At 64.4% G+C, this 20,928-nt stretch carries 18 protein-coding genes; 4 read left to right on the top strand and 14 right to left on the bottom strand.

Annotated elements, in window-relative coordinates; genetic code table 11:
* Positions 1-2 precede the first annotated feature (2 nt).
* Positions 3-716: an alpha/beta fold hydrolase gene (locus IVA75_RS08790; protein WP_247282644.1), complete on the top strand. Its 714-nt coding sequence runs from the start codon at positions 3-5 to the stop codon at positions 714-716.
* Here IVA75_RS08790 and tcuB read toward each other — a convergent pair.
* The 3 genes from tcuB to tcuA are packed head-to-tail and all read right to left on the bottom strand — an operon-like array spanning position 680 to position 4,238.
* The gene (gene tcuB / locus IVA75_RS08785; RefSeq protein WP_247282643.1) at positions 680-1,786 is read right to left on the bottom strand and encodes a tricarballylate utilization 4Fe-4S protein TcuB; all 1,107 of its coding nucleotides are present in this window, start codon (positions 1,784-1,786) and stop codon (positions 680-682) included. The genes IVA75_RS08790 and tcuB overlap by 37 nt on opposite strands.
* A gap of 4 nt (positions 1,787-1,790) precedes the next feature.
* A complete protein-coding gene (locus tag IVA75_RS08780) occupies positions 1,791-2,819 on the bottom strand; it encodes an esterase (RefSeq protein ID WP_247282642.1) in 1,029 nt (342 codons plus the stop codon).
* A gap of 27 nt (positions 2,820-2,846) precedes the next feature.
* Positions 2,847-4,238 carry an FAD-dependent tricarballylate dehydrogenase TcuA gene (gene tcuA / locus IVA75_RS08775; protein WP_247282641.1) on the bottom strand — a complete coding sequence of 464 codons (1,392 nt, stop codon included), beginning with the start codon at positions 4,236-4,238 and terminating at the stop codon, positions 2,847-2,849.
* A 155-nt stretch (positions 4,239-4,393) separates the two neighbouring features.
* Here tcuA and IVA75_RS08770 point away from each other — a divergent pair, with 155 nt between their 5' ends.
* Positions 4,394-5,089 (top strand): GntR family transcriptional regulator, encoded by a 696-nt coding sequence (locus IVA75_RS08770; protein ID WP_247282640.1) that lies wholly within the window; start codon positions 4,394-4,396, stop codon positions 5,087-5,089.
* 13 nt (positions 5,090-5,102) lie between these two features.
* Here the strand turns inward: IVA75_RS08770 and ybaK are convergent, their stop codons facing one another.
* The 8 genes from ybaK to mobB all read right to left on the bottom strand — a co-directional run bounded on the left by ybaK (position 5,103) and on the right by mobB (position 15,069).
* Positions 5,103-5,576 carry a Cys-tRNA(Pro) deacylase gene (ybaK, locus tag IVA75_RS08765; RefSeq protein ID WP_247282639.1) on the bottom strand — a complete coding sequence of 158 codons (474 nt, stop codon included), beginning with the start codon at positions 5,574-5,576 and terminating at the stop codon, positions 5,103-5,105.
* 240 nt (positions 5,577-5,816) lie between these two features.
* Complete coding sequence (fdhF, locus tag IVA75_RS08760; protein ID WP_247282638.1) at positions 5,817-8,585, bottom strand: formate dehydrogenase subunit alpha; 2,769 nt, start codon at positions 8,583-8,585, stop codon at positions 5,817-5,819.
* The gene (locus IVA75_RS08755) at positions 8,582-10,291 is read right to left on the bottom strand and encodes an NADH-ubiquinone oxidoreductase-F iron-sulfur binding region domain-containing protein (protein ID WP_247282637.1); all 1,710 of its coding nucleotides are present in this window, start codon (positions 10,289-10,291) and stop codon (positions 8,582-8,584) included. Before IVA75_RS08755 ends, fdhF begins: the two co-directional genes overlap by 4 nt.
* A 245-nt stretch (positions 10,292-10,536) precedes the next feature.
* The gene (locus tag IVA75_RS08750; protein ID WP_247282636.1) at positions 10,537-10,812 is read right to left on the bottom strand and encodes a hypothetical protein; all 276 of its coding nucleotides are present in this window, start codon (positions 10,810-10,812) and stop codon (positions 10,537-10,539) included.
* Between the two features lie 93 nt (positions 10,813-10,905).
* Positions 10,906-12,627, bottom strand: coding sequence for an OFA family MFS transporter (locus IVA75_RS08745; protein WP_247282635.1), 1,722 nt, complete (start codon positions 12,625-12,627; stop codon positions 10,906-10,908).
* A 318-nt stretch (positions 12,628-12,945) separates the two neighbouring features.
* On the bottom strand, positions 12,946-13,209 hold the full coding sequence (locus IVA75_RS08740) for a sulfurtransferase TusA family protein (RefSeq protein ID WP_247282634.1): 264 nt from the start codon (positions 13,207-13,209) through the stop codon (positions 12,946-12,948).
* Between the two features lie 66 nt (positions 13,210-13,275).
* Positions 13,276-14,532, bottom strand: a complete 1,257-nt coding sequence (gene glp, locus IVA75_RS08735) for a gephyrin-like molybdotransferase Glp (protein WP_247282633.1) — start codon at positions 14,530-14,532, stop codon at positions 13,276-13,278.
* 9 nt (positions 14,533-14,541) lie between these two features.
* Positions 14,542-15,069, bottom strand: coding sequence for a molybdopterin-guanine dinucleotide biosynthesis protein B (gene mobB, locus IVA75_RS08730; RefSeq protein WP_027567848.1), 528 nt, complete (start codon positions 15,067-15,069; stop codon positions 14,542-14,544).
* A 202-nt stretch (positions 15,070-15,271) separates the two neighbouring features.
* On the opposite strand from mobB, the gene fdhD reads away from it, so the two are divergent.
* Both fdhD and mobA read left to right on the top strand, forming a co-directional pair.
* Positions 15,272-16,162 (top strand): formate dehydrogenase accessory sulfurtransferase FdhD, encoded by an 891-nt coding sequence (gene fdhD, locus IVA75_RS08725; RefSeq protein WP_247282632.1) that lies wholly within the window; start codon positions 15,272-15,274, stop codon positions 16,160-16,162.
* Positions 16,107-16,784, top strand: coding sequence for a molybdenum cofactor guanylyltransferase MobA (mobA, locus tag IVA75_RS08720; RefSeq protein ID WP_247282631.1), 678 nt, complete (start codon positions 16,107-16,109; stop codon positions 16,782-16,784). Before fdhD ends, mobA begins: the two co-directional genes overlap by 56 nt.
* A gap of 7 nt (positions 16,785-16,791) precedes the next feature.
* Here mobA and IVA75_RS08715 read toward each other — a convergent pair whose 3' ends face one another.
* Genes IVA75_RS08715 through IVA75_RS08705 form a run of 3 tightly spaced genes read right to left on the bottom strand, consistent with a single transcriptional unit; the run spans position 16,792 to position 20,748 of the window.
* Positions 16,792-18,741 carry a molybdopterin biosynthesis protein gene (locus IVA75_RS08715; RefSeq protein WP_247282630.1) on the bottom strand — a complete coding sequence of 650 codons (1,950 nt, stop codon included), beginning with the start codon at positions 18,739-18,741 and terminating at the stop codon, positions 16,792-16,794.
* 12 nt (positions 18,742-18,753) lie between these two features.
* Positions 18,754-19,860 (bottom strand): molybdopterin-binding protein, encoded by a 1,107-nt coding sequence (locus IVA75_RS08710; protein WP_247282629.1) that lies wholly within the window; start codon positions 19,858-19,860, stop codon positions 18,754-18,756.
* A 54-nt stretch (positions 19,861-19,914) separates the two neighbouring features.
* Complete coding sequence (locus IVA75_RS08705) at positions 19,915-20,748, bottom strand: substrate-binding domain-containing protein (RefSeq protein ID WP_247282628.1); 834 nt, start codon at positions 20,746-20,748, stop codon at positions 19,915-19,917.
* Positions 20,749-20,928 lie beyond the last annotated feature (180 nt).

The raw sequence follows: 20,928 nt of genomic DNA, 5'->3' as shown, positions 1-20,928 counted from the left end.
AGATGCACGAGGCGCCTCAATCAGGTGACGCGCGATGCCCGGGAGTGGTTCTGCTTCACGGCATCGCGCGAACCTCGGCATCCATGAAAAGTCTTGAACGGGCGCTCCGGGCAAGCGGCTTCGCAACGCTCAACATCGACTATGCCAGCCGCCGCAAGCCGATCACCGCGTTCGCGGACGATATCCATCCAGAGGTTGCCCGCTTCGCCGAACGTGATGCGCCGCTGTATTTCGTCGCGCATTCCATGGGCGGTCTGGTGACGCGCGCCTATATCGCAAAATACCGTCCGGACCGGCTTGCCGGCCTGGTGATGCTGGGCACGCCGAACGGCGGCAGCGAGGTCGCCGATCTCCTCAGCCGATATCGCCTCTACAGCGCATTCTACGGCCCGGCCGGACTCGAGCTCACCACCACGTCCACGCCCCGGCCTGACGCCCTGCCCGCGGTGGACTATCCCGTCGGCGTGATCGCGGGAAACCGCTTCCTCGATCCCGTCGCAGGTCTCTTCGTTCTGCCGAAGCCGAATGACGGACGGGTCTCGGTGCAAAGCGCGATGGTCGCCGGCATGGCCGACCATATCGTCGTGAAGGCGTCCCATACCGGACTTCCGCGTCACGCCGCCGCGATAGAACAGACGATCGCTTTCCTGCGCGACGGCCGCTTCCGACCGTCTGAATCTCAGGAGCCTGCTTCACTGCGCCGCTCCTGCGCGTAACGCACCAGTGCTGCGAAGCGATAGATGCCGTGCACGAACTTGCCATAGGGCATGGTGATGAAAAGCGCGAAAACTGCGCCCAAATGCAGCGCCAGCAGCGGGCCCATGGCGGCGGTGTCCCGCAAGAGCAGAAGCAGCATGCCGGTGAACCCGGTCAGGAACAGCATGGCGATGAAGCCGACATCCATGCCGTAGCGCTGCTCGTCGAGCAGCGCCGGATCGCGCCGCATCTTGGCGACGAACAGGCCGATCGGCCCGATGATCAGGCCGATGCCACCGAGCGTGCCGAGCACCACCGGCAGATCCCACCACGGATACGGCGCCTCGCGGCCGAGCAGATAGTGATACAGCGTGGCGACCGAGGTCGCGGCGAAGCAGAGCAGGAAGCCATAGAAGGTCAGGTGATGGAAAAGCTTGCGCCGGTCGGTCGGCTTGTCATCCTCATTGTAGCAGCCAACGCCGCCACCGTGGAGATAGCGCAGCTCACCAGCGTCGCGTATCGCCTGAAAGATCGAGCGACCGTCCGCACGGCCGCCGATCGGCGGACCGATATCTCGCCAGAAGGCACGCACGCTCATCACCAGCGCGAAGATCGCATAAAGGATGGCGGCGCTGAACAACGCTGCCATCGCGTTGTGCGGCATCAGCTTGTAGAACGCGCCGGGGCCGGTATGCACGCCAAACAGCACGCTGCGGTCGTTCAGGGCAGCGAAGCCGAGGATGAAGGCGGCCATGCTGAGCGCGGCGACGATGCTGATGACGAGACCGTTACGCGCGAAGGCACCGGACAGCGCCTGCGGCCAGGCATAGGCCACGTAGGATTCTGCGCGCGCGATCGCCAGCGTCTGCGGGACGTTGACGTTGAATTCGTGCGGCGGCGAGAACTGGCAGTCGACGTAGCAGGCGCCGCAGCCATGGCAGAGATTGGCGAGATAATTGAGGTCGCCATCAGAGAAGGCGCGCCGCATCTCCATGGCGGGAAACACCGCGCAAAGACCCTCGCAGTAACGGCAGGAATTGCAGACCGTCATCAAGCGGTCGGCTTCGTCCAAAATTCTGGTTCCGTGCATGGCTTTACTTCGTCAGACCTTTGCCCTCGAGCCATTTCTGAATCAGGGCTGCGACCTCGAGGTTGTTCTTGTCCATCATCACCATATGCGAATTGCCCTTGATGCCGGCCTGCGGGAGATCGACGATGTCGACGCTGCCCCCGGCTGCCTTGATGGCGTCCGCAAAGGCGATGCCATTGGCGCGGATCTTGGGCCAGCGCGAATCGCGCTCGATATAGTCGCCGTAGATGATGAGGGTCGGGATGTTCTTCAGCACATCCGCCTTGGCGGGATCGCCGATGCCGGCCGGCTCGATCGCAATCAGCGCCTTGACCTTGTCGGGGCGGGCTTGCGCGACCTTGAAGCCGAAGGTGCCGGCTTGGCTGTGGAACAGAAGCACCGAGGGGCCGACGCGATCGATCTCGGCGATATAGGCGGCGATGGTCGCATCGTCGGTCGTGGTCCAGCGCGGTACGTTCTGCTTGACGAAATTCTCGTAACCCTCGACGGGGAACTGGTTGCCCGGCAACAATCTTCGCTTGGCGGGATCGGGATCGTAGGAGTTCGGCCCATCGCCGATGCGGAAACGCTCGAACGGATTGGCCGTGGTCAGGAAGACCGGCTCGCCTTTGAAGATATCGGGGTATTGCGCCCAGCCCGCGCGTCCGCGCTCTACCGCGTCGGAATTATAGACCGCCCACCCCTTGCGCAGAAAATAATTCAGCCAGCCTTCGCGTCCGTCCGGCGTGGTCTCGTAGGTGACGCCGGTCAATCCCCCGCCGTGCCACATCAGCAAGGGATAGGCACCCTTCTCGTTGGCGGGCAGGAAATACTGCACGTACATCTGCTCGACCTGATACGTGCCGTTGGGATCGACCTTGGCCGGCACGCCGCCGGGCGCGAACACGACCTCCCTCACCGGCTTGCCGGAGATTTCGACAAGGCGGCCGCCGACATGGAACGAACCCATGTCTCGCAGCGTGATCGGCTCAGCCGCGTGGGCGTGGCCGACGATCAGCAGCGCCGCGATCGCGGCAGTGGCAATGCGTGACATGGTTTCTCCCTCTGCCTCTCCTTCGCCCTAGTTCTTGGCGTGGCGCGCCGCTTCCCGTCCTGCAATCCGTCCGAACACGCTGCCGATGGTCATGCCCATGCCGGCGGCATAGCCCTTGCCGAGCACGTTGCCGGCCATGATCTCGCCGGCCGCGAACATGTTCGCCGACGGCTTGCCGTCGGCCATCAGCATCCGCGCTTCCCTGGTCACGCGCGTGCCGAGATAGGTGAAGGTGATGCCGGGCCGCACCGGATAGGCAAGATAGGGCGGCGTCTCGATCCGCCGCGCCCAATGCGTCTTCTGCGGCGTGATGCCTTCGGTGCGGCAATCGTCCAGAATGGTGTGGTCGAAGGTGCCGGGCTGCACCGCGGCGTTGAATTCGGTGATGGTCTTTTCCAGTGTGGCCGGATCGAGCTCGAGCTTGCCGGCGAGCTCAGCCACGGTCTGCCCGGCGATCGGAGGAAACAGCGTCGGCATGAAGCTGGTGACAACGGTCGAGTCGAAGATGACGTAGGCGATCTGGTCGGGCTGCGCGGCCACCAGCCGACCCCAGATCGCGTAGCGCTTCGGCCAAATGTCCTCGCCCTCGTCGTAAAAGCGCTGCGCGTGCTTGTTGACGACGATGCCGAACACGACCGAATCGTGCCTTGTGATGATGCCACCGTCGAATTTCGGCGCGCGGGCGTCGATCGCGACCGCATGGCATTGGGTGGGGTCGCCGACCTCCTGCACGCCGTTGGCGAGCAGCATCTTCAGGATTGAGCCGCGGTTATAGGGCGTGCCGCGGATCAGGAAATTGTCGGCGGCGTCGCCCCAATATTGCTTCAGCCATTCGATGTTGGCCTCGAACCCGCCGGCAGCGGCGACCAGCGATGTCGCGCGTATCTCGGTGTCACCCTTGATCGGCCGCTTGAGGCGGGCGGCGAGGAACATGCCGTCCTCGATCACGAGGTCGGTGACCTCGGCGTCGTATTCGACGTCCACGCCGAGCTTCTCGGCGGTGAGATAAAGTGCGTTCAGCATCGCGCGGCCGCCGCCGAGAAAGAAGGAGTTGGTGCGGCCGAGGCTCAGCGTGCCGCCGAGCGAGGGCTGCCAGCGCACGCCCTGCTCCACGATCCAGCTCAAGATGTCCTTGGATTCGCGGATCATGTGCCGGGCGAGCACCTCGTCGGTCTGCCCGCCGGTGACGCGCAGGAGATCCTCCCAAAACTCCTCCTCGGTGTAGGGGCCGGTGAGGATTTCGGTTGCCTCGTCATGGGCGCAACGCATGTTGCGGGTGTGGCGCGTGTTGCCGCCGCGATAGAATTTTGGCGCGCCTTCGAGCACCAGCACCGATGCCCCACCGCGTCGCGCGCTGATCGCCGCACACAGCGCTGCATTGCCGCCGCCGATCACCAGCACATCGTATTTGCTGCTCATGCCGTCTGCCCGATGCGACGAAGTTGGAGACATTCTGCCCCGCCGGCGGCCCGGTCAATCCGGCTTGCCATTGCGCACCTTTGTATACAAAGATATACAGAAATCCAGCAAGCGCCATCGCTGCATGGGCAGGATGCGCGAGCCCACGGGGACGCATGGCAAGACGCCCGACAAAGGTAGGCGGCTCGATCGCGCGCGGCGGCGGCGTGGCGCTCGGCGAAGCCGTGTTCCGCTCGCTCTGCGAGGCGCTGCAGGCCGGCAGCTACCGTGCTGGCGACCGCCTTCGCGAGGAGGAGGTCGCCCAGCGGCTGAAGGTCAGCCGCACCCCGGTGCGGGAAGCTCTCGGGCGGCTTGCGGCACGCGGGTTCGTCAAACCTGCCGGCGGCCGCGGCCTGATCGTACGCAACCTCGACATCTCGGAGGTGCTAGAACTCTACGCCATGCGCGAGATCATGGAGGGCGCCGCTGCCCGGCTTGCGGCCGAGCACGCCTCGACGCCCGAAATCGACGCACTCCGGGATATCGAGCAGGCCTTTGTCGAAGCCTCAGAGACCGATGCGGCCGAGACGGCAGGAGACATGGCAAGGCTCAACCGCGCCTTCCACGAAGCGATCTGCCGCGCCGCGCGCAACCGCTATCTCGATAACGCATCAGGCGAATTGCAGGACTGGATCGCACTGCTCGGTCCAACGACGTTCACGGTATCGGGCCGCCCCTCGACCAGCCACGGTGAGCACCAGGCCATCATCGAAGCCATCGCGGCTCGCGACGGCGGCAAAGCGGAGCAGCTCGCGCGCACACACATCCGCGAAGCGCTGCGCTGCCGGCTGAAGCTGTTGCAAAAGCAGTAGCAGAGCCCGGCGCTCAGGCGACCAGTTCTGCGGCAATCGCCTTCGAGACATCCCGCACATCGCCTGGACTGAGCCGCACCTGCAGTCCGCGCTGACCGCCATTGACGTACACATAGTCATGCGCAAGCGCGCTCTGCTCGATCACGGTGCGCACGGGCTTCCGCTGTCCGAACGGGCTGATGCCGCCAACCTTGTAGCCGGTGAGGCGCTCAGCCTCCGGCGGTTTCATCATCTGCGCCGACTTGCCGCTGAAAGCGGCGGCGAGCTTCTTCATCGAGACTTCCTGATCGGACGGGACGATCACGCAGACCGGCTTGCCGTCGACGAGCGCCATCAGCGTCTTCAACACGCGCGCGGGGTCCTCGCCAAGCGCAGCAGCCGCCTGGAGGCCGATGCTCTCGGCATCGGGATCATAGCCGTAAGCGTGGACGGTGAAGGCAACACCGGCGGCTGTGAGCGCGCGTGTGGCTGGGGTGGCTTTGGACATGGACGATGTTTACTACCGCCATTGCGAGGAGCGAAGGAACGAGCACGGCGCAGTCTCTCCCCGAGTCGTCCTGGCGAAAGCCAGGACCCATTACCCCAGGGAGGCGTTTGGCGCTAGACTCTTAGTGCGGTACTGCGACCAGCTACAATCGATGGATCACGCGGTATGGGTCCTGGCATTCGCCAGGACGACGCCGGGGTGTTGGATGGATCCCCGCGCCGCCTAACGACCGCCGCCGTCCTACTCCGCCGCGTCGCGCATTTCGGCGCGCTCGGCCCTGGCCGCGCAGAACTTGAACTCCGGGATCTTGCCGAACGGATCGAGCGCCGGGTTGGTCAACAAATTCGCCGCCGCTTCCGCGTAGCAAAACGGCATGAAGACCATATTCTCGGGAACGTCGCGGTCGGAGCGGACCTTGACCTCGACCGCGCCGCGGCGAGTCTCGAGCCGAATGAAATCGCCCGGCGCGAGCTTCTTCCTGTGCATGTCCTTTGGCGACATGAACGCGACCGCCTCGGGCTCGATCTGGTCGAGCACCTGCGCGCGGCGGGTCATGGAGCCGGTGTGCCAATGCTCCAGCACGCGGCCGGTCGAGAGCACCATCGGATATTCGGCGTCGGGGATCTCGTCCGGCGGGATCACGTGAGCCGGAACGATCTTGCCGCGGCCGCTCGCGGTCGGGAAGCCCGTGGTGAAGATGATCTCGTTGCCGGGCATGTCGGGACCATCGACGGGATAGGTGACCGCGCCCTCGCGGACCAGCCGCTCCCAGGTGATGTTCTTCAACGACGGCATCAGCTCGGCCATCTCGGTGAAGACATCGCCGGGACCGGCATAATTCCACGGCAGGCCCATGCGCTTGCCGATCTCCTGGATGATCCAGAGATCCTGCCGCGCATCGCCCGGCGGCTTGATCACCTGGCGCGCGAGCTGCACGCGGCGATCGGTGTTGGTGAAGGAGCCTTCCTTTTCGGCAAACGCCGAGGCCGGCAGGATGACGTCGGCGTGGAACGCGGTCTCCGTCACAAAGAGATCCTGCACCACGAGATGATCGAGCATGGCGAGCGCCTGGCGCGCATGCTGGAGATCGGGGTCGGACATCGCGGGGTTCTCGCCCTCGATATACATGCCCGTGATCTCGCCCGCGTGGATCGCGTTCATGATCTCGACCACGGTCAGGCCGCGGACGGGATCGAGATCCTGGCCCCACAGCTTCTCGAAGGCACCGCGCATGTCGTCGCGGCCGACCGGTTGATAATCCGGCAGGAACATCGGGATCAGACCGGCATCGGAGGCGCCCTGCACGTTGTTCTGGCCGCGCAGCGGATGCAGGCCGGTGCCGGGACGACCGACCTGGCCGGTGATCAGCGCCAGCGCAATCAGGCAGCGCGCATTGTCGGTGCCGTGGACATGCTGGCTGATGCCCATGCCCCAGAAGATGATCGACGATTTTGCCCGCGCATAGGTTCGCGCGACCTCACGCAGGGTCTGCGCCGGGACGCCGCAGATCGGCTCCATCTTCTCCGGGGTGAACTCCTTTATCTTCTCCTTAAGGTCCTCGAACCCCTCGGTGTAGCCGGCGATGTACTGATCGTCGGTCAAACCTTCCGTGATGATCGTGTGGATCATCGCGTTCAGCATGGCGACGTCGGACCCCGGCTTGAACTGCAGATGCTTGGTCGCATGGCGCGACAGCGTCTGCCGGCGCGGGTCCATGACGAACAGCTTTGCACCGTTCTGCTTGACCGCGTTCTTGATGAAGGTTGCCGCGACTGGATGGTTCACGGTCGGGTTGGCGCCGATCACGATGATGACCTCGGCGTCCATCGCAGCCGAGAACGGCGCGGACACCGCGCCCGAGCTCAGGCCTTCGAACAGCGCCGCGACCGACGAGGCGTGGCACAGACGGGTGCAATGGTCGACGTTGTTGGAGCCGAAGCCGGTGCGCACCAGCTTCTGGAACAGATAGGCCTCCTCGTTCGAGCCCTTCGCCGAGCCGAAGCCCGCCAGCGCCTTCACGCCCTTCTCGTCGCGGATCTTGACGAGGCCCTTGGCCGCGATGTCGAGCGCTTCTTCCCAGCTCGCTTCGCGGAAATGCGTGAAGGGATTGGCCGGATCGACCTGGTCGTTGGAATCCTTCTTCGCGTTCGGCAGCCGCACCAGCGGCTTGGTCAGTCGATGCGGATGGTGGATGTAGTCGAAGCCGAAGCGGCCCTTGACGCAAAGGCGGTTGTGATTGGCCGGGCCATCGCGGCCCTCGGCATAGATCACCTTCTCGTCCTTGACCTCATAGGTCACCTGGCAGCCGACGCCGCAGAACGGGCAAAGCGAATCCACCTTCTTGTCGGCGTAGACGACACGGGTCTGCGCCTCGTCGAGCATCACGGCCGGCATCAGCGCTCCGGTCGGACACGCCTGCACGCATTCGCCGCAGGCGACGCAGGTGGACTCGCCCATGGGATCGTCGAAATCGAACACGATTTTCGAGCCGTGGCTGCGATAGGCCATGCCGATGACGTCATTGACCTGGACCTCGCGGCAGGCGCGCACGCACAGTCCGCACTGGATGCAGGCATCAAGATTGACGCGCATCGCCGGATGGCTGGCGTCGGTCGCCCAACGCTCGGCGGCGGGGAAGCGGCTCTCGGTGACCCCAGTGGTTTCGGCCCAGTGCCAGAATTTGGACTCCGGATCGTGCGAGGTCTCGCGCGCCGGCTGATCGGCGACCAGCAGCTCCATGACCATTTTTTGCGCGGACACAGCGCGCGCGCTCTCGGTCTTCACCTTCATGCCGACCGATGGCGTGCGCTTGCAGGACGCCGCGAGCACACGCTCGCCCTCGATCTCGACCATGCAGGCGCGGCAATTGCCGTCGGGGCGATAGTCGGGCGCGGGCGAATAGCACAGATGCGGAATCTCGCGGCCCTGACGTTTTGCGACTTGCCAGATCGTCTCGCCTGCATTGGCCTCGACCTGCTTGCCGTCGAGCTCGAACGTAATCTTCGTCATTCGGCCGCTTCCTTGAACTCGTCAGGGAAATATTTGATCACAGTGGACAGCGGATTCGATGCCGCCTGTCCAAGCCCGCAGATCGAGGCATCGCGCATCGCCTGGCTCAATTCGTCCAGGAGAGCGCGGTTCCAGACCGGTTGCTGCATCAGCAGTGCGGCCTTCTGGGTTCCGACGCGACACGGCGTGCACTGGCCGCAGCTCTCGTCCTCGAAGAACTTCATCAGGTTCAACGCGGCCGCGCGCACGCTGTCCTTCTGCGACAGGATCACGATCGCGGCAGAGCCGATGAAGCAGCCGAATTTTTCAAGCGTGCCGAAATCGAGCGGGATGTCGTCCATCGCCGCCGGCAGGATGCCGCCGGACGCACCACCCGGCAGGTACGCATAGAACTGATGGCCGTCGGCCATGCCGCCGCAATATTCCTCGATCAGCTCGCGCACGGTGATGCCAGCAGGCGCGAGCTTCATGCCGGGATTCTTGACGCGGCCCGAGACCGAGAAGCTGCGCAGGCCGTGACGCTCATGGCGGCCGTGGCCCTTCCACCAGTCGGCACCCTTCTCGACGATGTCACGCACCCACCACAAGGTCTCGATGTTGTTGATCAACGTCGGCAGCCCGAACAGGCCGACCTGGAATGGGTAAGGCGGCTTGTGCCTGGGCAGGCCGCGCTTGCCCTCGATGCTTTCCAGCAGCGAGGATTCCTCGCCGCAGATATAGGCGCCGGCGCCGCGGCGCATGTGCAGCGTCGGACCGCCCGGCGGCAGCTTTGCGATCTCGCGGTCGAGGATTTCGCGTGAGGCCGGATATTCGTCGCGGAGGTAAATGTAGATATCCGAGGCCTGCACCACATGGGCGCCGATCAGCATGCCCTCGAGGAAGCGGTGCGGATCGCTCTCGAGATAGACGCGATCCTTGAACGTGCCGGGCTCGCCCTCATCGCCGTTGATCGCCATCAGCCGCGGGCCGGGTTCACCAAGCACCGCACGCCATTTACGTCCCGTCGGGAAGCCGGCGCCGCCGAGACCGCGTAACGAGGCATCGTCGAGTGCCTTCAGCAGGTCGTCCGTCGGTAGCTCACCCGAGCGCAGGCGATTGAGCAGCTTGTACCCGCCGCCGGCGACATAGGCGTCATAGCCGACATATTCGGGCAGATGCGCGTGGGTGTCGCCAGCCTTCGCCGCCGCCGTGACACTGGCGACCGTCGCATGGTCAACAAAGTTGTGTCCGACTTCCGCGGCCGGCGCCGTGTCGCAGCGACCGACGCAGGGCGCACGCACCACGCGGATGCCGGGACCGGACGCGTCCTGCAAATCGGCGAGCAGCTTCTCCCCGCCGAGCATCGCGCAGGTCAGCGAATCGCAGACGCGGATCGTCAGCGGCGCGATATCGGGCTCGCCTTCCTTCACCACGTCGAAATGCGCATAGAAGGTTGCAGTCTCGAACACCTCGGCGAACGCGAGCTTCATCTCGTCGGCGAGCGCAGCGAGGTGCGCGGCCGAGATCTGGCGGTACTTGTCCTGGATCAGATGCAAATATTCGATCAACAGGTCGCGCCGCCGCGGTCTGTCGCCGAGCAGCTGCTCGATCTCATGCGCGGCGGTGGGATCGACCTGCCGTCCCTTGGGCGTGGATTTGGCGCGCTTCCGTCCCTGGCCGGGATGTTCGAACTCGCGAACCTTGTGAACGTCTTCGTTGCTGCTCATGGAGACGTCGCGTTCTCTTTAAATGCGTGATCAGTCTAGGCCGGATCGCCAAAGCGATCAGCCTTCGTTTCCCGATTCGATCAGCGGAACACCGGTTCTGGGTCCCGCCGACCAAGCCAAATTCGACGCAACTCTAGTCTCTGGTATGCCAGATGCAAGACAATTTAGAGCGTCTCTAGAATGATTTAGGAGGCAGGCGGTCGCCCGCCATGCCCCTTTACGCGTGCGCCAGACGGAACCCGATCTCAGGTCTTGCTCATGCACTCTTCGATGTAGAACCAGCGGTCATCGCCGGCGAGGCCCTTGGCCTTCACGTCGGCGCGGCAGGCTTTCAGCTTCGGCTTGTTGGCTGCCCATTTCGCCTTCATGTCTTTCAGCTTTTGCATGGTGAGTTTCATCTTGCCAGGCTTGGCTTCGGTCGTTGCAGCAGGCGCCGCCGGTGTCGTTGTCGTCTGCGCGGATGCGGCATGAAGGCCAGCGACGAGCAACACGGCCGCAAGGCCAATTCGGGTGCGAAGCATAAAAGTCCCCCTGAGTCACATTCTTGATCATCTGGAAAGGCGAGCGCCGCGAGGTGCTGCGTTGGGCACCTCGCGGCAGCGTGGGTTTTACAATCAGAGAATTCTGACGGCGCTTTCGAGCGTCTTGTATACGCCCCAAGCCAATGGAATGGCGACAAACGCCCAGAATAGCGCGGCCTTGCCATCCAAGCCGCCCGTGCCGATCCCGAATGACCCGGACTGACCGCCACTGGCGCCACCGATCGAGGCCTGGACCTTCGCCACCTCGGTGTCGCTCATGTACCACTTCGGATCGACCGGCTTGATCAGATAGTTGCAGATCAGGCCCGCGATCAGCATCGCACAGAGGATGTACATGGTGGTGTTGTAGAGCTGGTCGCGCGGCACGCCGGCCGCGAGCTGGAACTCGCGGATGTAGTTGACCACGACGGGTCCGATGATGCCCGCGGTGGACCACGCCGTCAGCAGCCGGCCATGGATGGCGCCGACAAACTGCGTTCCGAACATATCGGCAAGATAGGCCGGCACGGTCGCGAACCCACCGCCATACATCGACAGGATGATGCCAAAGCCGAGCACGAACAGGAGCTTCGAGCCCATCGCCGCAAATGTCGGCGCCAGCGCATAGAGCACGATGCCGAGAATGAAGAAGGTATAATAGGTGTTCTTGCGGCCGATATAGTCCGACAGCGACGCCCAGAAGAAACGGCCGCCAATGTTGAACAGCGACAGCAGTCCGGCAAAGCCAGCCGCAATTCCGGCGATCTGCGCCTTTTGCGCCACGCTCAATGCGTTGAAGCCGACTTCAGGCAGGCCGATCAGCTTACCTGCGAAAACTTCCTGGAGTATCGGCGAGGCCATTCCCAGCACGCCAATCCCGGCCGACACGTTCAGGCACAGCACCCACCAGATCAGCCAGAACTGTGGCGTCTTGTGCGCGTTGTTAAGGTGGACGTGATGCTCGGAGATCATCGTCTTCTTTTCGCTCGGCGGCGTCCAGCCATCTGGCTTCCAGCCGGCCGGCGGCAGGCGATAACGAAAGGCGCCGATCATCATGAAGACGAAATACCCCGCGCCCAAGATAAGAAAGGTCTGCCAGGCCCCAACATCCACCGAGCTCTTCAAGCCAGAAAAAGTGAAATCGCGTACGTAGTCGACGCCGATATAGGTGAGATTGATTTTCAGGAAGCTGCCGCCGTCCATTAATACGCTGGCAAGTGGCGATCCTATCATGGCGCCGCCGCCGAAGCCCATGATGGCCATGCCGGTCGCCATGCCCCGCCGGTCCGGGAACCATTTCACCAAGGTCGACACCGGTGAGATATAGCCAAGGCCGAGGCCGATGCCGCCGATCACGCCGGAGCCGAGCCACATGATCCAGAGCTGATGGAGATAGATGCCGATGGCCCCGAGTAGGAGGCCGCCGCACCAGCACAGCGCGGCGACAAAGCCTGCCTTGCGCGGTCCGACGCGCTCGAGCCAGCCGCCCCACATTGCGGCAGAGAGACCGAGCACAACGAAGAACAGTGTGTACATCCATCCCATGCTGGCGACCTTCCAGTCGCAGCTGGTCGTGAACAGCTCCTGAAACAGCGACATGTCTGCGCACGCCTTCGGCGCGGTCACTCCGATCGCGCGCGACAGCGGCAGCCAGAACACCGAGAAGCCGTAGGCCATGCCGATGCAGAGATGGATGCACAGGGCGGCCGGTGGCACCAGCCAGCGATTGAACCCCGCGGTCGCGATGGTCCGCTCGCGATCCAGAAAACCTGCGCCGGCACCCGAAAGTGTTCCAGCGCTCTCGATGGTAGACATGCATTCCTCCCCTGAAGCCGCCCTTCTGAACGGCCTGCCACGATGGTCCTGTTCCTCAGCCTGCAGCGCAGCCTTTGTCCCTGCTGCTCCGCACAATGATCGACGCGCGCCAGGATCGTCACGCGCATCCGAGACGTTAAACCCCTAACCTCGGGGGCTATGCCCGACGCCACGGCCGGGCTTCTTTCGATGGCCCATTTGCTCCGCATATCGCAGGCAAGACTCGACCTCCGCGTCTCGGCGGAGGAACTCAATTGGGGCAGAAGTGGTGATCGATGTCGATAGACAAAAGGTAGGTATCAACCGAATGACCGCCGGCTAAGTGGGCGGCGCACCATTGAAATTTTCTATCGATCGATTGGCCTTCTCAATCAAGAACACGATACGCGCGTCGTTGCGCTCGGTGATCTCCACCGTGTCGCCGGTCTCTCGGATCAGGTTCGGAATGTCAATCACCGACAGGGGATCGGTGCAGTACACCTCGAGCTGATCGCCCGGCTGCAACCGCTTCAGCGCTTTGCGCGTCTTCAGGGCGGGCAGCGGGCATTTCAATCCGGTGAGATCGAGCGTCGTTCTGGTCATCGGCGCAACATGGCGGGAGGGGTCGATGGCGTCAACGCTTGGACAGCGCCAACATAGCACTCAGACTCAGAGCAAATCGGCATAGGACAAGAAACCCACGCTCTGCCCCGGCTCGACACGCGTAACCTCCTCATCGAGCTCGATGAGGCCGTCGGTGTCGACCAGAGAGGATAACAGCCCCGCGCCCTCGCGTGGAAACTTGATTGCCTCGAGTGCGCCGTCCTGCATGCGCCGCAAGGAGGCGCGAACATACTCGCGACGCCCCGCCTTCTTCTTGTAGGTGAACGCCGCGCGCACCGGGATCGGCAACGGCGGCGCCTGCAGGCTGCCCGCAAGCGCCAGCACCGTCGGCCGCACCACATGCACGAAGGTGACGAAACTCGCGACGGGATTGCCCGGCAATCCGATCAGCGGCGTGCCCTCGATGATGCCCATCGCCACGGGCCGTCCCGGCTTGATCGCCATCCGCCACAACACCAGCGAGCCGATGCTCTCGACTGCCGCCTTGACGTGATCCTCTTCCCCGGTCGAGACGCCGCCGGTGGTGAGGATCAGATCGTGCGTGCCGGCGACTTGCTTGAGGCCATTCGCAAGCGAGATACGTTCGTCGCGCAAAATGCCGAGATCGCTGACGTCGCAGCCGAGCCGGCGCAGCATCGCCATCAGCATGAAGCGGTTGGAGTCGAACAGCTGCGGGGCCGCGCGCGGCTCGCCGGGCGAGGCCAGTTCGTCACCGGTCGAGAACACCGCGACGCGGATACGCCTGACGACGTCGAGCCTGACCAGGCCGAACGCCGCCGCGAGCGCGACATGCTGCGGCAGCAAGCGCTGGCCTGCGCGCAGCGCAATGTGGCCCTGGGGAATGTCCTCTCCCGCAGGGCGGACATTCGCACCCGGCTTCAGCCCCGGCGGCAGCACAATTCGGCCGGCATCATCGACACGAACATCTTCCTGCATGAAGACGGTTTCGGCATCCGGCGGCATCGGCGCGCCGGTGAAAATGCGCGCGGTGTGGCCGGCCTTGATCGGCGCCAGTGCCAGACCGCCGGCCTGGATGCGGCCGTCGAGCGGGAGTGCCCGCTCGGCGCTATCCGGAAGATCTGCGTTGCGCACGGCGTAGCCGTCAACAGCGGAATTGGTGAAGGGCGGCAACGGCAGCGGCGCCGCGATATCTCGAGCCAGCACGCGCCCATCGGCATCGACCAGCGCCACGGTTTCGAGATCGAAAATCGCGTTGACGCGCGTCGTGATCAGACCAACGGCCTCGTCGACCGACATCATCGGTCCGCCGAAGGCAAAACAATCGTCCGACAGTTGCGCCATGGTGCCTCGTCAGCGCATCGCAGCGCTTTTCGCGACCGCTTCCTCGACCGGCATCGCAGCGCGCAGCAGCAATTCCGCGGCGGCGGCGATATCGTCGAGATGGACCGTCGGCAGTCGGGTTTCAATGGCGACATCGGCCGCGATCCCGAAAATTCCGGGATCATCGGGAAACAGCAACGGCTTGTCGTTGGCGGCGCGATGCACCTCGATCTTGCGATGCGGCTCGCGCTTGAAACCCTCGACCACGACGAGATCGACGGCCGACAATTTGCTCAACAGTTCCGGCAGACGCGGCTCCGCCGCTCCGCGCAATTCGTGCATCAGCGCCCAGCGATTTGACGAAGCAACCAGCACCTCGGCCGCGCCGGCCTCGCGATGGCGCCAGGAATCCTTGCCGGGCACGTCGACGTCGAACTGGTGATGCGCATGCTTGATGACAGAGACGCGCAAGCCAAGCGCATGGAAATGCGGGATCAGCCGCGTCAACAGCGTGGTCTTGCCCGCACCGCTCCAGCCTGCAAGGCCGATGACTTTCATTGCAATGTGATCTCCGCCAGCCGCATTGCGGGGCTGGAACCGCCCGTTCCGTCATTGCGAGCGCAGCGAAGCAATCCAGAGTGCCTCCGCGGATAAATTCTGGATTGCTTCGCTGCGCTCGCAATGACGAGAAGAGACATTTTCGCTTTCCACCGCCATGCTTATATCGGCTTGATCCGAATGTCATGCTAACGTCGCGGCCATGATGAAAATCGACAAAGCCCCAACGCCCCTGATCGTCCCTGACACGGACGACCCGCGTCTCACCGAGAGCGTGACCGGGACCGACCAGTCCGGCGCCAGGATCGAGATCAAGGTGCCGGTGGAGCGCCCCCTGACGCTCTACCTGAATTCGCAGGAGATCGTCACCATGATGACGATCGGCGACTATCCGGAGTATCTGGCGCTGGGCTATTTGCTCAACCAGAATATGCTGAAGTATAATGACGCGGTCACCGAGGTCGAATACGACGACGACCTGCAGGTGGTGGTGGTGCGCACCGAGCACCACACCAATTTCGAAGCCAAGCTGAAGAAGCGCACGCAGACATCGGGCTGCGCGCAGGGCACCGCCTTCGGCGATCTACTGGAGGCGGTCGAGAGCGTCGCGTTGCCGAAGGCGGAGCTGCGTACCTCCTGGCTCTACCAGATGACCCAGACCATCAACACCATGCCCTCGCTCTATCTGGAGGCCGGCGCGATCCACGGCTGCGTGCTGTGCAGAGAGGGCGACCCGCTCTGCTACACCGAGGATGTCGGCCGTCACAACGCCGTCGACAAGATCGCAGGCTGGATGTACCGCCACGGCGTCGATGCATCCGACAAGATCCTTTATACCACCGGACGGCTCACCTCTGAGATGGTGATCAAGACTGTCCGCATGGGAATTCCGATTTTGGTGTCGCGCTCCGGCTTCACCGCCTGGGGCGTCGATCTCGCCCGGCAGGTGGGCTTGACCCTGGTCGGCCGCGCACGCGGCAAACGGTTCATCGCGTTGTCGGGGGCAGAGCGCATCGTCTACGACCAGAACCTTGCTTATGTCGAGGAGGAATCGGCCAAGCACAAGCGCAAGGGTGAAAGTGGTGACGATTAGCTTTCCGACCACGCAAGGCGTGCTGCTCGCCGGCGGCCTCGCGCGGCGTATGGGCGGCGGCGACAAGCCGATGCGCACCATCGCCGGCCGCACCATCCTGGAACGCGTAATCGCACGCCTGAAGCCGCAATGCAGCGGCCTGATCCTCAATGCCAACGGCGATCCCGACCGCTTCGCTCCGTTCGGTTTGCAGGTCGTTGCCGACGACGTGCCCGGCTTTCCCGGTCCGCTCGCCGGCATCCTTGCCGCGCTCGACTGGACCGCGGCGAACCGGCCTGAGGTGGAATGGGTACTCAGTGCCGCCGGCGACTGTCCGTTCCTGCCGCGAAATTTGGTCGCGCGCTTGCATGAAGAACGCATCGCGGCGAATGCCGAGCTCGCCGTTGCGGCGTCAGGTGGCCAGTCGCATCCGGTGATCGGCTTGTGGCGGGTTGGCTTGCGCGACGACCTGCGTCACGCGCTGGTGGTTGAGGATCTCCGCAAGATTGACCGTTGGACCGCACGCTATCCGCTCGCGACGGTGACGTGGCCGACGGAGCCGCTCGATCCGTTCTTCAATGCCAACACGGTCGAGGACATCGCGGAAGCCGAGCGGCTGGCCGCACTGGATGCGGCGTCCTAACCAAGCTCTACGCCGGCCGGAATCCGGCCCGCTCCAGCGCGGCGCGCGCTTCGTCCGAACCGAGTGCGGCGAGAAAGGCCTGTACCGCAGGACGCTGCTTGCGCGCCGTCACCAACGCGAAGTCATAATGTTCCTCCGCGAGCGGAATGAAACCGAGGCCGACCGCATGGGCGACCGGCGCAATGGTCACGCCCCAGTCGGCGCGGTGCTGTGCGACCGCCGCGGCCACCGCGTTGTGCGAGCGTGGCTGGTTCCAGTAGCCTTCCGGGCGCGCACCACCAAGCAACCGGTCGATCAGGATGCGCGTGCCGGCGCCCTGGTTGCGGTTGACCATGATGCAGGAGGAATCAGCGAGCGCCGCGACGACGGCGTCCTTCGCGCTGTGGCCTTCGAAACGCTTGTCGTCCTTGCGAAACACGATGCCCTGCATCCGTCGCCAGCCTGGCACGAGCTCGAGTCCTTCGACGAGGTAAGGCGTATTGTAGGTCTGGCTCTTGTCGTCGAACAGATGGATCGGCGCCAGATCGCATTCGCCGCGCCGTGCCGCCGCAAGTCCGCCGAGACTGCCGACCGCTATCGAGCGCACGCTCAGGCCGCCATGCGCGAGTTGCGCCGTGACGAGATCGAGGCCGGTGCAATGGCTGCCGACGATGACGAGATCGGGCACCCGCACATTCGGCGTGAAAAGCGTCACTTCGGCTTGGCTCCCGGCCGGCATCTGGTCGGCGAGCGCGTCGATGCGCAGAAAACCGTCAGCCTGCGCGAACGATGTGATCGCACCAGACCCCTTGCCGGAGGGATAGGCGATCAAGCCGTCCTTGCCATCGACCAGCGAGACCATGACGAATTCTGTGCGGCCGAGCTCGGAAGCAATGCGCACCGGCACGGTCGCGCTCACCCTGGCATCAGAACGCGGCGGCATTCCGGCCATCTTGCGAAGCACCGGCACGATCATGTCGTGAAAGGTGAACATCGCCGAGGTCGGAAAACCCGGAAGGATCACCACCGGCTTGCCGTCGCACACCGCAAGACACAGCGGCTTGCCGGGCTTGAGCGCAATGCCATGCGCGATGATGCCGGGCTGGCCGAGCCGGCCGATGATGCGATGAGACAGATCGCCCGCGCCTTTCGACGTACCGCCGGAGAGCACCAGCATGTCGGCGTCCGCCAGCGCACGCCGCATGGCAGCTTCGAGCTGGGCTTCGTCGTCGGAAATGGCACCGAGGAAAACCGCCTCTCCGCCGTTCTCCTCGATCGCAGCAGTGACGATCGCGCCGTTGGTGTCGTAGATCGCAGCAGGCGCGAGCACCTCGCCCGGCTGAACCAGTTCATCGCCGGTGGAGATCACGGCAACACGAGGTTTGCGCACGACGCGCACCTCGGCAAGACCGCAGGCCGCCAGCATGCCGACCTCGCGCGAGCCGATGATCGTGCCGGCGCGCAGCAACGCCTCGCCGCGCGCGATATCGGACCCTGCGTAGGATATGAATTGCCCGGGCGAGGTCGCGCGCCGGACGTCGATCGCACCGGATCCCGCCGGCTGAGTATGCTCGACCATGACCACGGCATCGGCACCGCGCGGCAGCGGACCGCCGGTGGCAATCGGCGTTGCCGTTCCCGCAGCGACTTGCAGCGCCGGTACGGTGCCGCAGTGAATAGTCTCTCCATTCAATCCAAGGCGAACCGCCGCGCCTTCGCCGGCTGTCGCAAGGTCCGCTGAGCGCACCGCGAAGCCGTCGACATTGGAACGGTCGAACGGCGGTACGTCGATTGGCGCAGTGATGTCTTCAGCGAGCGACGCACCGAGCGCAGCACCGAGTTTGCGCATGTCACACAGAAGCGCGCGCGGGAACAGCGCGCCCTCGAAGCGAGCCAGGGCCTCCTCGCGGGAAAGTATTTTGAGGAACTGTTCCTGTTCGAGCGCGCTGCGGACTTGCGATTGCGGGATCATGGTCATGCTAAACCCATATCATTCCCGCATCAGATAGGCATCGACCGGCGCGCCCGCTGCAAATCCCTCGTGACTGGCGGGAACAAGCAGCCATGCATCCGCGCGGGCAATTGCCTGGAGCGGCCATTCTCCTACCGCAAGTGGCACCCACGCATGATGTTCCTCGGCCAGCAGGACCATTTCGGCGATGCCGACGCTGGATGCAATTTTTCGCGCGAGCGGCAAGCTTACCTGTCTGCGTGGCAGTCGAGCCGACAGAAGGTCGACGAGCGGCAGCACGAGCGCGAGCCAGACCGCGAGGGCGTGATCCGGTGATCCGGGCAAGGCGACAACAGGAATCGTTCCAAGCCGCCCGATCGCGGCGGAGCGTCCGGGCTGGAGCGCAAGACCATGGGCGAGCACGTCACCATGCTGGGCCAGAGCGGTGACCACTGCATCCTTGCGACCGACACCGCTGCCGCCGATCGTCAGCAGGAGATCGCAGGTAGGCGCCCCCAACGCCTCCGCGATCGATCCCGCGTCGCGCGCACCGGCCTCGCTCGTTTGCACATCCAGTCCTGCGGCGCGTGCGATGTCCGCAATCAGATGCATGGTCACCGTTGCACCTGGTACATTGATGATGCGCAGTCGCGGACGGCGCACGCTCAGCCGGTCCAGTCCGGCGGCACGCGCGAGCAACAGAGCGGCAGGACCAAGCGCATTCCCCTCTGCCGCGGCAGGCGTGCGTCCGTCGATGTCACTTCCAGCGCGCCGGACACCCTGCCCCGGCACGCCCTCCGCCAACACCTGGGCGAGCGGACCAGACACCTCGACCGCGTCGGCATCGAGCACACAGTCGCATCCCGCGGGCATTGCGTCGCCGGCATCGACCCAGGCCGGCGCTGTTGCGAGAGGCAGCGGTGAATAGGAGGACGCGCCGACCAGATCATTGGCGCAGAGCGCCCAGCCGTCCGCGGCAGCGACGTCACGAGACAGTCGGGCTGGGAGCAGCGGATTGCCCGCCGCGATGCAGCCGGCCGCTTCGCTCAGCTGCAACTCCATCGGCGCGAGCGGATCAAGCCCTGTCAGCAACGCGGCGAGCGCGGTGTCGAGCGGCGTCAGCGATGGCGGCAGGCGCTGGGTCATGCGCCATGATGGATCATGCATCGCCCGGTTTGGCAACCGCTCGCGATACGAACGTCAGCCGCCCGATTTGTCCGCATTGGGGAAGAACAGCTGTTGTCCGTCGACCTTGTATCCGGCGATCGCCGCCTGCCCCTCGGGCGAGATCAGCCAGTCGACGAAGTCTTGCCCCAGTTCCTTCTTCACGTTCGGAAACTTCTCGGGGTTCACCAGCATCACGCCGTACTGATTGAGCAGACGCTTGTCGCCTTCGACCACGATGTCGAGATCGCCGCGCTCCCGAAAAGCGATCCAGCTGCCGCGGTCGGACAGCACATAGGCGTTCGCCATGCGCGCTGCGTCGAGGGCGGAAGCCATGTCCTGCTTGGCCTCGCGATACCAGGCGCCCTTGGTGCGGGCGATGTCGATGCCGGCGACGATCCAGAGCGCGAGCTCCGCGGCATGCGTGCCCGAGCGGTCGCCGCGCGTCACGAACGGCGCGCCCTTGGCCTCGATCGCCTTCAGCGCGGTCGCGATGTCCTTGCCCTTGACGCCGGCGGGATCGCTCTTCGGCCCGATCAGCACATAGTCGTTGTACATCACGTCGAAGCGCTTCGCGGCAAAACCGTCGGCCACGAATTTCTCCTCCTGCGGCCGCGCATGCATCAGCACGACGTCGACTTCGCCCCTTCGCGCCCCCTCGAGCACCTCGTCGGCGCGCCGCGCGATCACGGTCACGTCGATGCCGGTCTTGTCACGGAAGATCGGCAGCAGGTAATCGAGCAGGCCGGACTCCTGCGTCGCTGTGGTCGTGGCCAGCACGATCTCGCGTTCCTCCGCGGATGACGCCGCAACGCCTGCGGCAAGGCCGCAGAGAAGCGCGAGTGCAACGGAGAGGCGGCGGACGGCCATGTTCGGGTTCCCACTGGCTATGACGCGCTCATGATGATGATCGATTGCGCCGCACTCGTGACGCGTTTGCTCGGTGCAGCGTCGGATGCGGACAACAAAAGATAGAGCGCGGGTCAAACCACTACCGGCGACAGACTTTACCCTTCGCGTCGGGCGCCGACGACTCGGGAAATCTCGGCA

Source organism: Bradyrhizobium sp. 134 (assembly GCF_023074155.1).
Taxonomy (GTDB): Bacteria; Pseudomonadota; Alphaproteobacteria; order Rhizobiales; family Xanthobacteraceae; genus Bradyrhizobium.
Note: the sequence above shows the minus strand (reverse complement) of the source record. Positions and strands in the feature narration are given on the sequence as shown.

What these genes read in the sequence shown, in the direction of transcription:
- mobA (WP_247282631.1), top strand. Translation starts at nt 16,107, where the DNA reads ATGTCGAGGAGGAATCGGCCAAGCACAAGCGCAAGGGTGAAAGTGGTG.
- IVA75_RS08715 (WP_247282630.1), bottom strand. Translation starts at nt 18,741, where the DNA reads ATGACCATGATCCCGCAATCGCAAGTCCGCAGCGCGCTCGAACAGGAA.
- ybaK (WP_247282639.1), bottom strand. Translation starts at nt 5,576, where the DNA reads ATGTCCAAAGCCACCCCAGCCACACGCGCGCTCACAGCCGCCGGTGTT.
- IVA75_RS08710 (WP_247282629.1), bottom strand. Translation starts at nt 19,860, where the DNA reads ATGACCCAGCGCCTGCCGCCATCGCTGACGCCGCTCGACACCGCGCTC.
- IVA75_RS08780 (WP_247282642.1), bottom strand. Translation starts at nt 2,819, where the DNA reads ATGTCACGCATTGCCACTGCCGCGATCGCGGCGCTGCTGATCGTCGGC.
- mobB (WP_027567848.1), bottom strand. Translation starts at nt 15,069, where the DNA reads ATGAAAGTCATCGGCCTTGCAGGCTGGAGCGGTGCGGGCAAGACCACG.
- fdhD (WP_247282632.1), top strand. Translation starts at nt 15,272, where the DNA reads ATGATGAAAATCGACAAAGCCCCAACGCCCCTGATCGTCCCTGACACG.
- glp (WP_247282633.1), bottom strand. Translation starts at nt 14,532, where the DNA reads ATGGCGCAACTGTCGGACGATTGTTTTGCCTTCGGCGGACCGATGATG.
- IVA75_RS08745 (WP_247282635.1), bottom strand. Translation starts at nt 12,627, where the DNA reads ATGTCTACCATCGAGAGCGCTGGAACACTTTCGGGTGCCGGCGCAGGT.
- fdhF (WP_247282638.1), bottom strand. Translation starts at nt 8,585, where the DNA reads ATGACGAAGATTACGTTCGAGCTCGACGGCAAGCAGGTCGAGGCCAAT.
- IVA75_RS08705 (WP_247282628.1), bottom strand. Translation starts at nt 20,748, where the DNA reads ATGGCCGTCCGCCGCCTCTCCGTTGCACTCGCGCTTCTCTGCGGCCTT.
- IVA75_RS08750 (WP_247282636.1), bottom strand. Translation starts at nt 10,812, where the DNA reads ATGCTTCGCACCCGAATTGGCCTTGCGGCCGTGTTGCTCGTCGCTGGC.
- IVA75_RS08770 (WP_247282640.1), top strand. Translation starts at nt 4,394, where the DNA reads ATGGCAAGACGCCCGACAAAGGTAGGCGGCTCGATCGCGCGCGGCGGC.
- IVA75_RS08790 (WP_247282644.1), top strand. Translation starts at nt 3, where the DNA reads ATGCACGAGGCGCCTCAATCAGGTGACGCGCGATGCCCGGGAGTGGTT.
- tcuB (WP_247282643.1), bottom strand. Translation starts at nt 1,786, where the DNA reads ATGCACGGAACCAGAATTTTGGACGAAGCCGACCGCTTGATGACGGTC.
- IVA75_RS08755 (WP_247282637.1), bottom strand. Translation starts at nt 10,291, where the DNA reads ATGAGCAGCAACGAAGACGTTCACAAGGTTCGCGAGTTCGAACATCCC.
- tcuA (WP_247282641.1), bottom strand. Translation starts at nt 4,238, where the DNA reads ATGAGCAGCAAATACGATGTGCTGGTGATCGGCGGCGGCAATGCAGCG.
- IVA75_RS08740 (WP_247282634.1), bottom strand. Translation starts at nt 13,209, where the DNA reads ATGACCAGAACGACGCTCGATCTCACCGGATTGAAATGCCCGCTGCCC.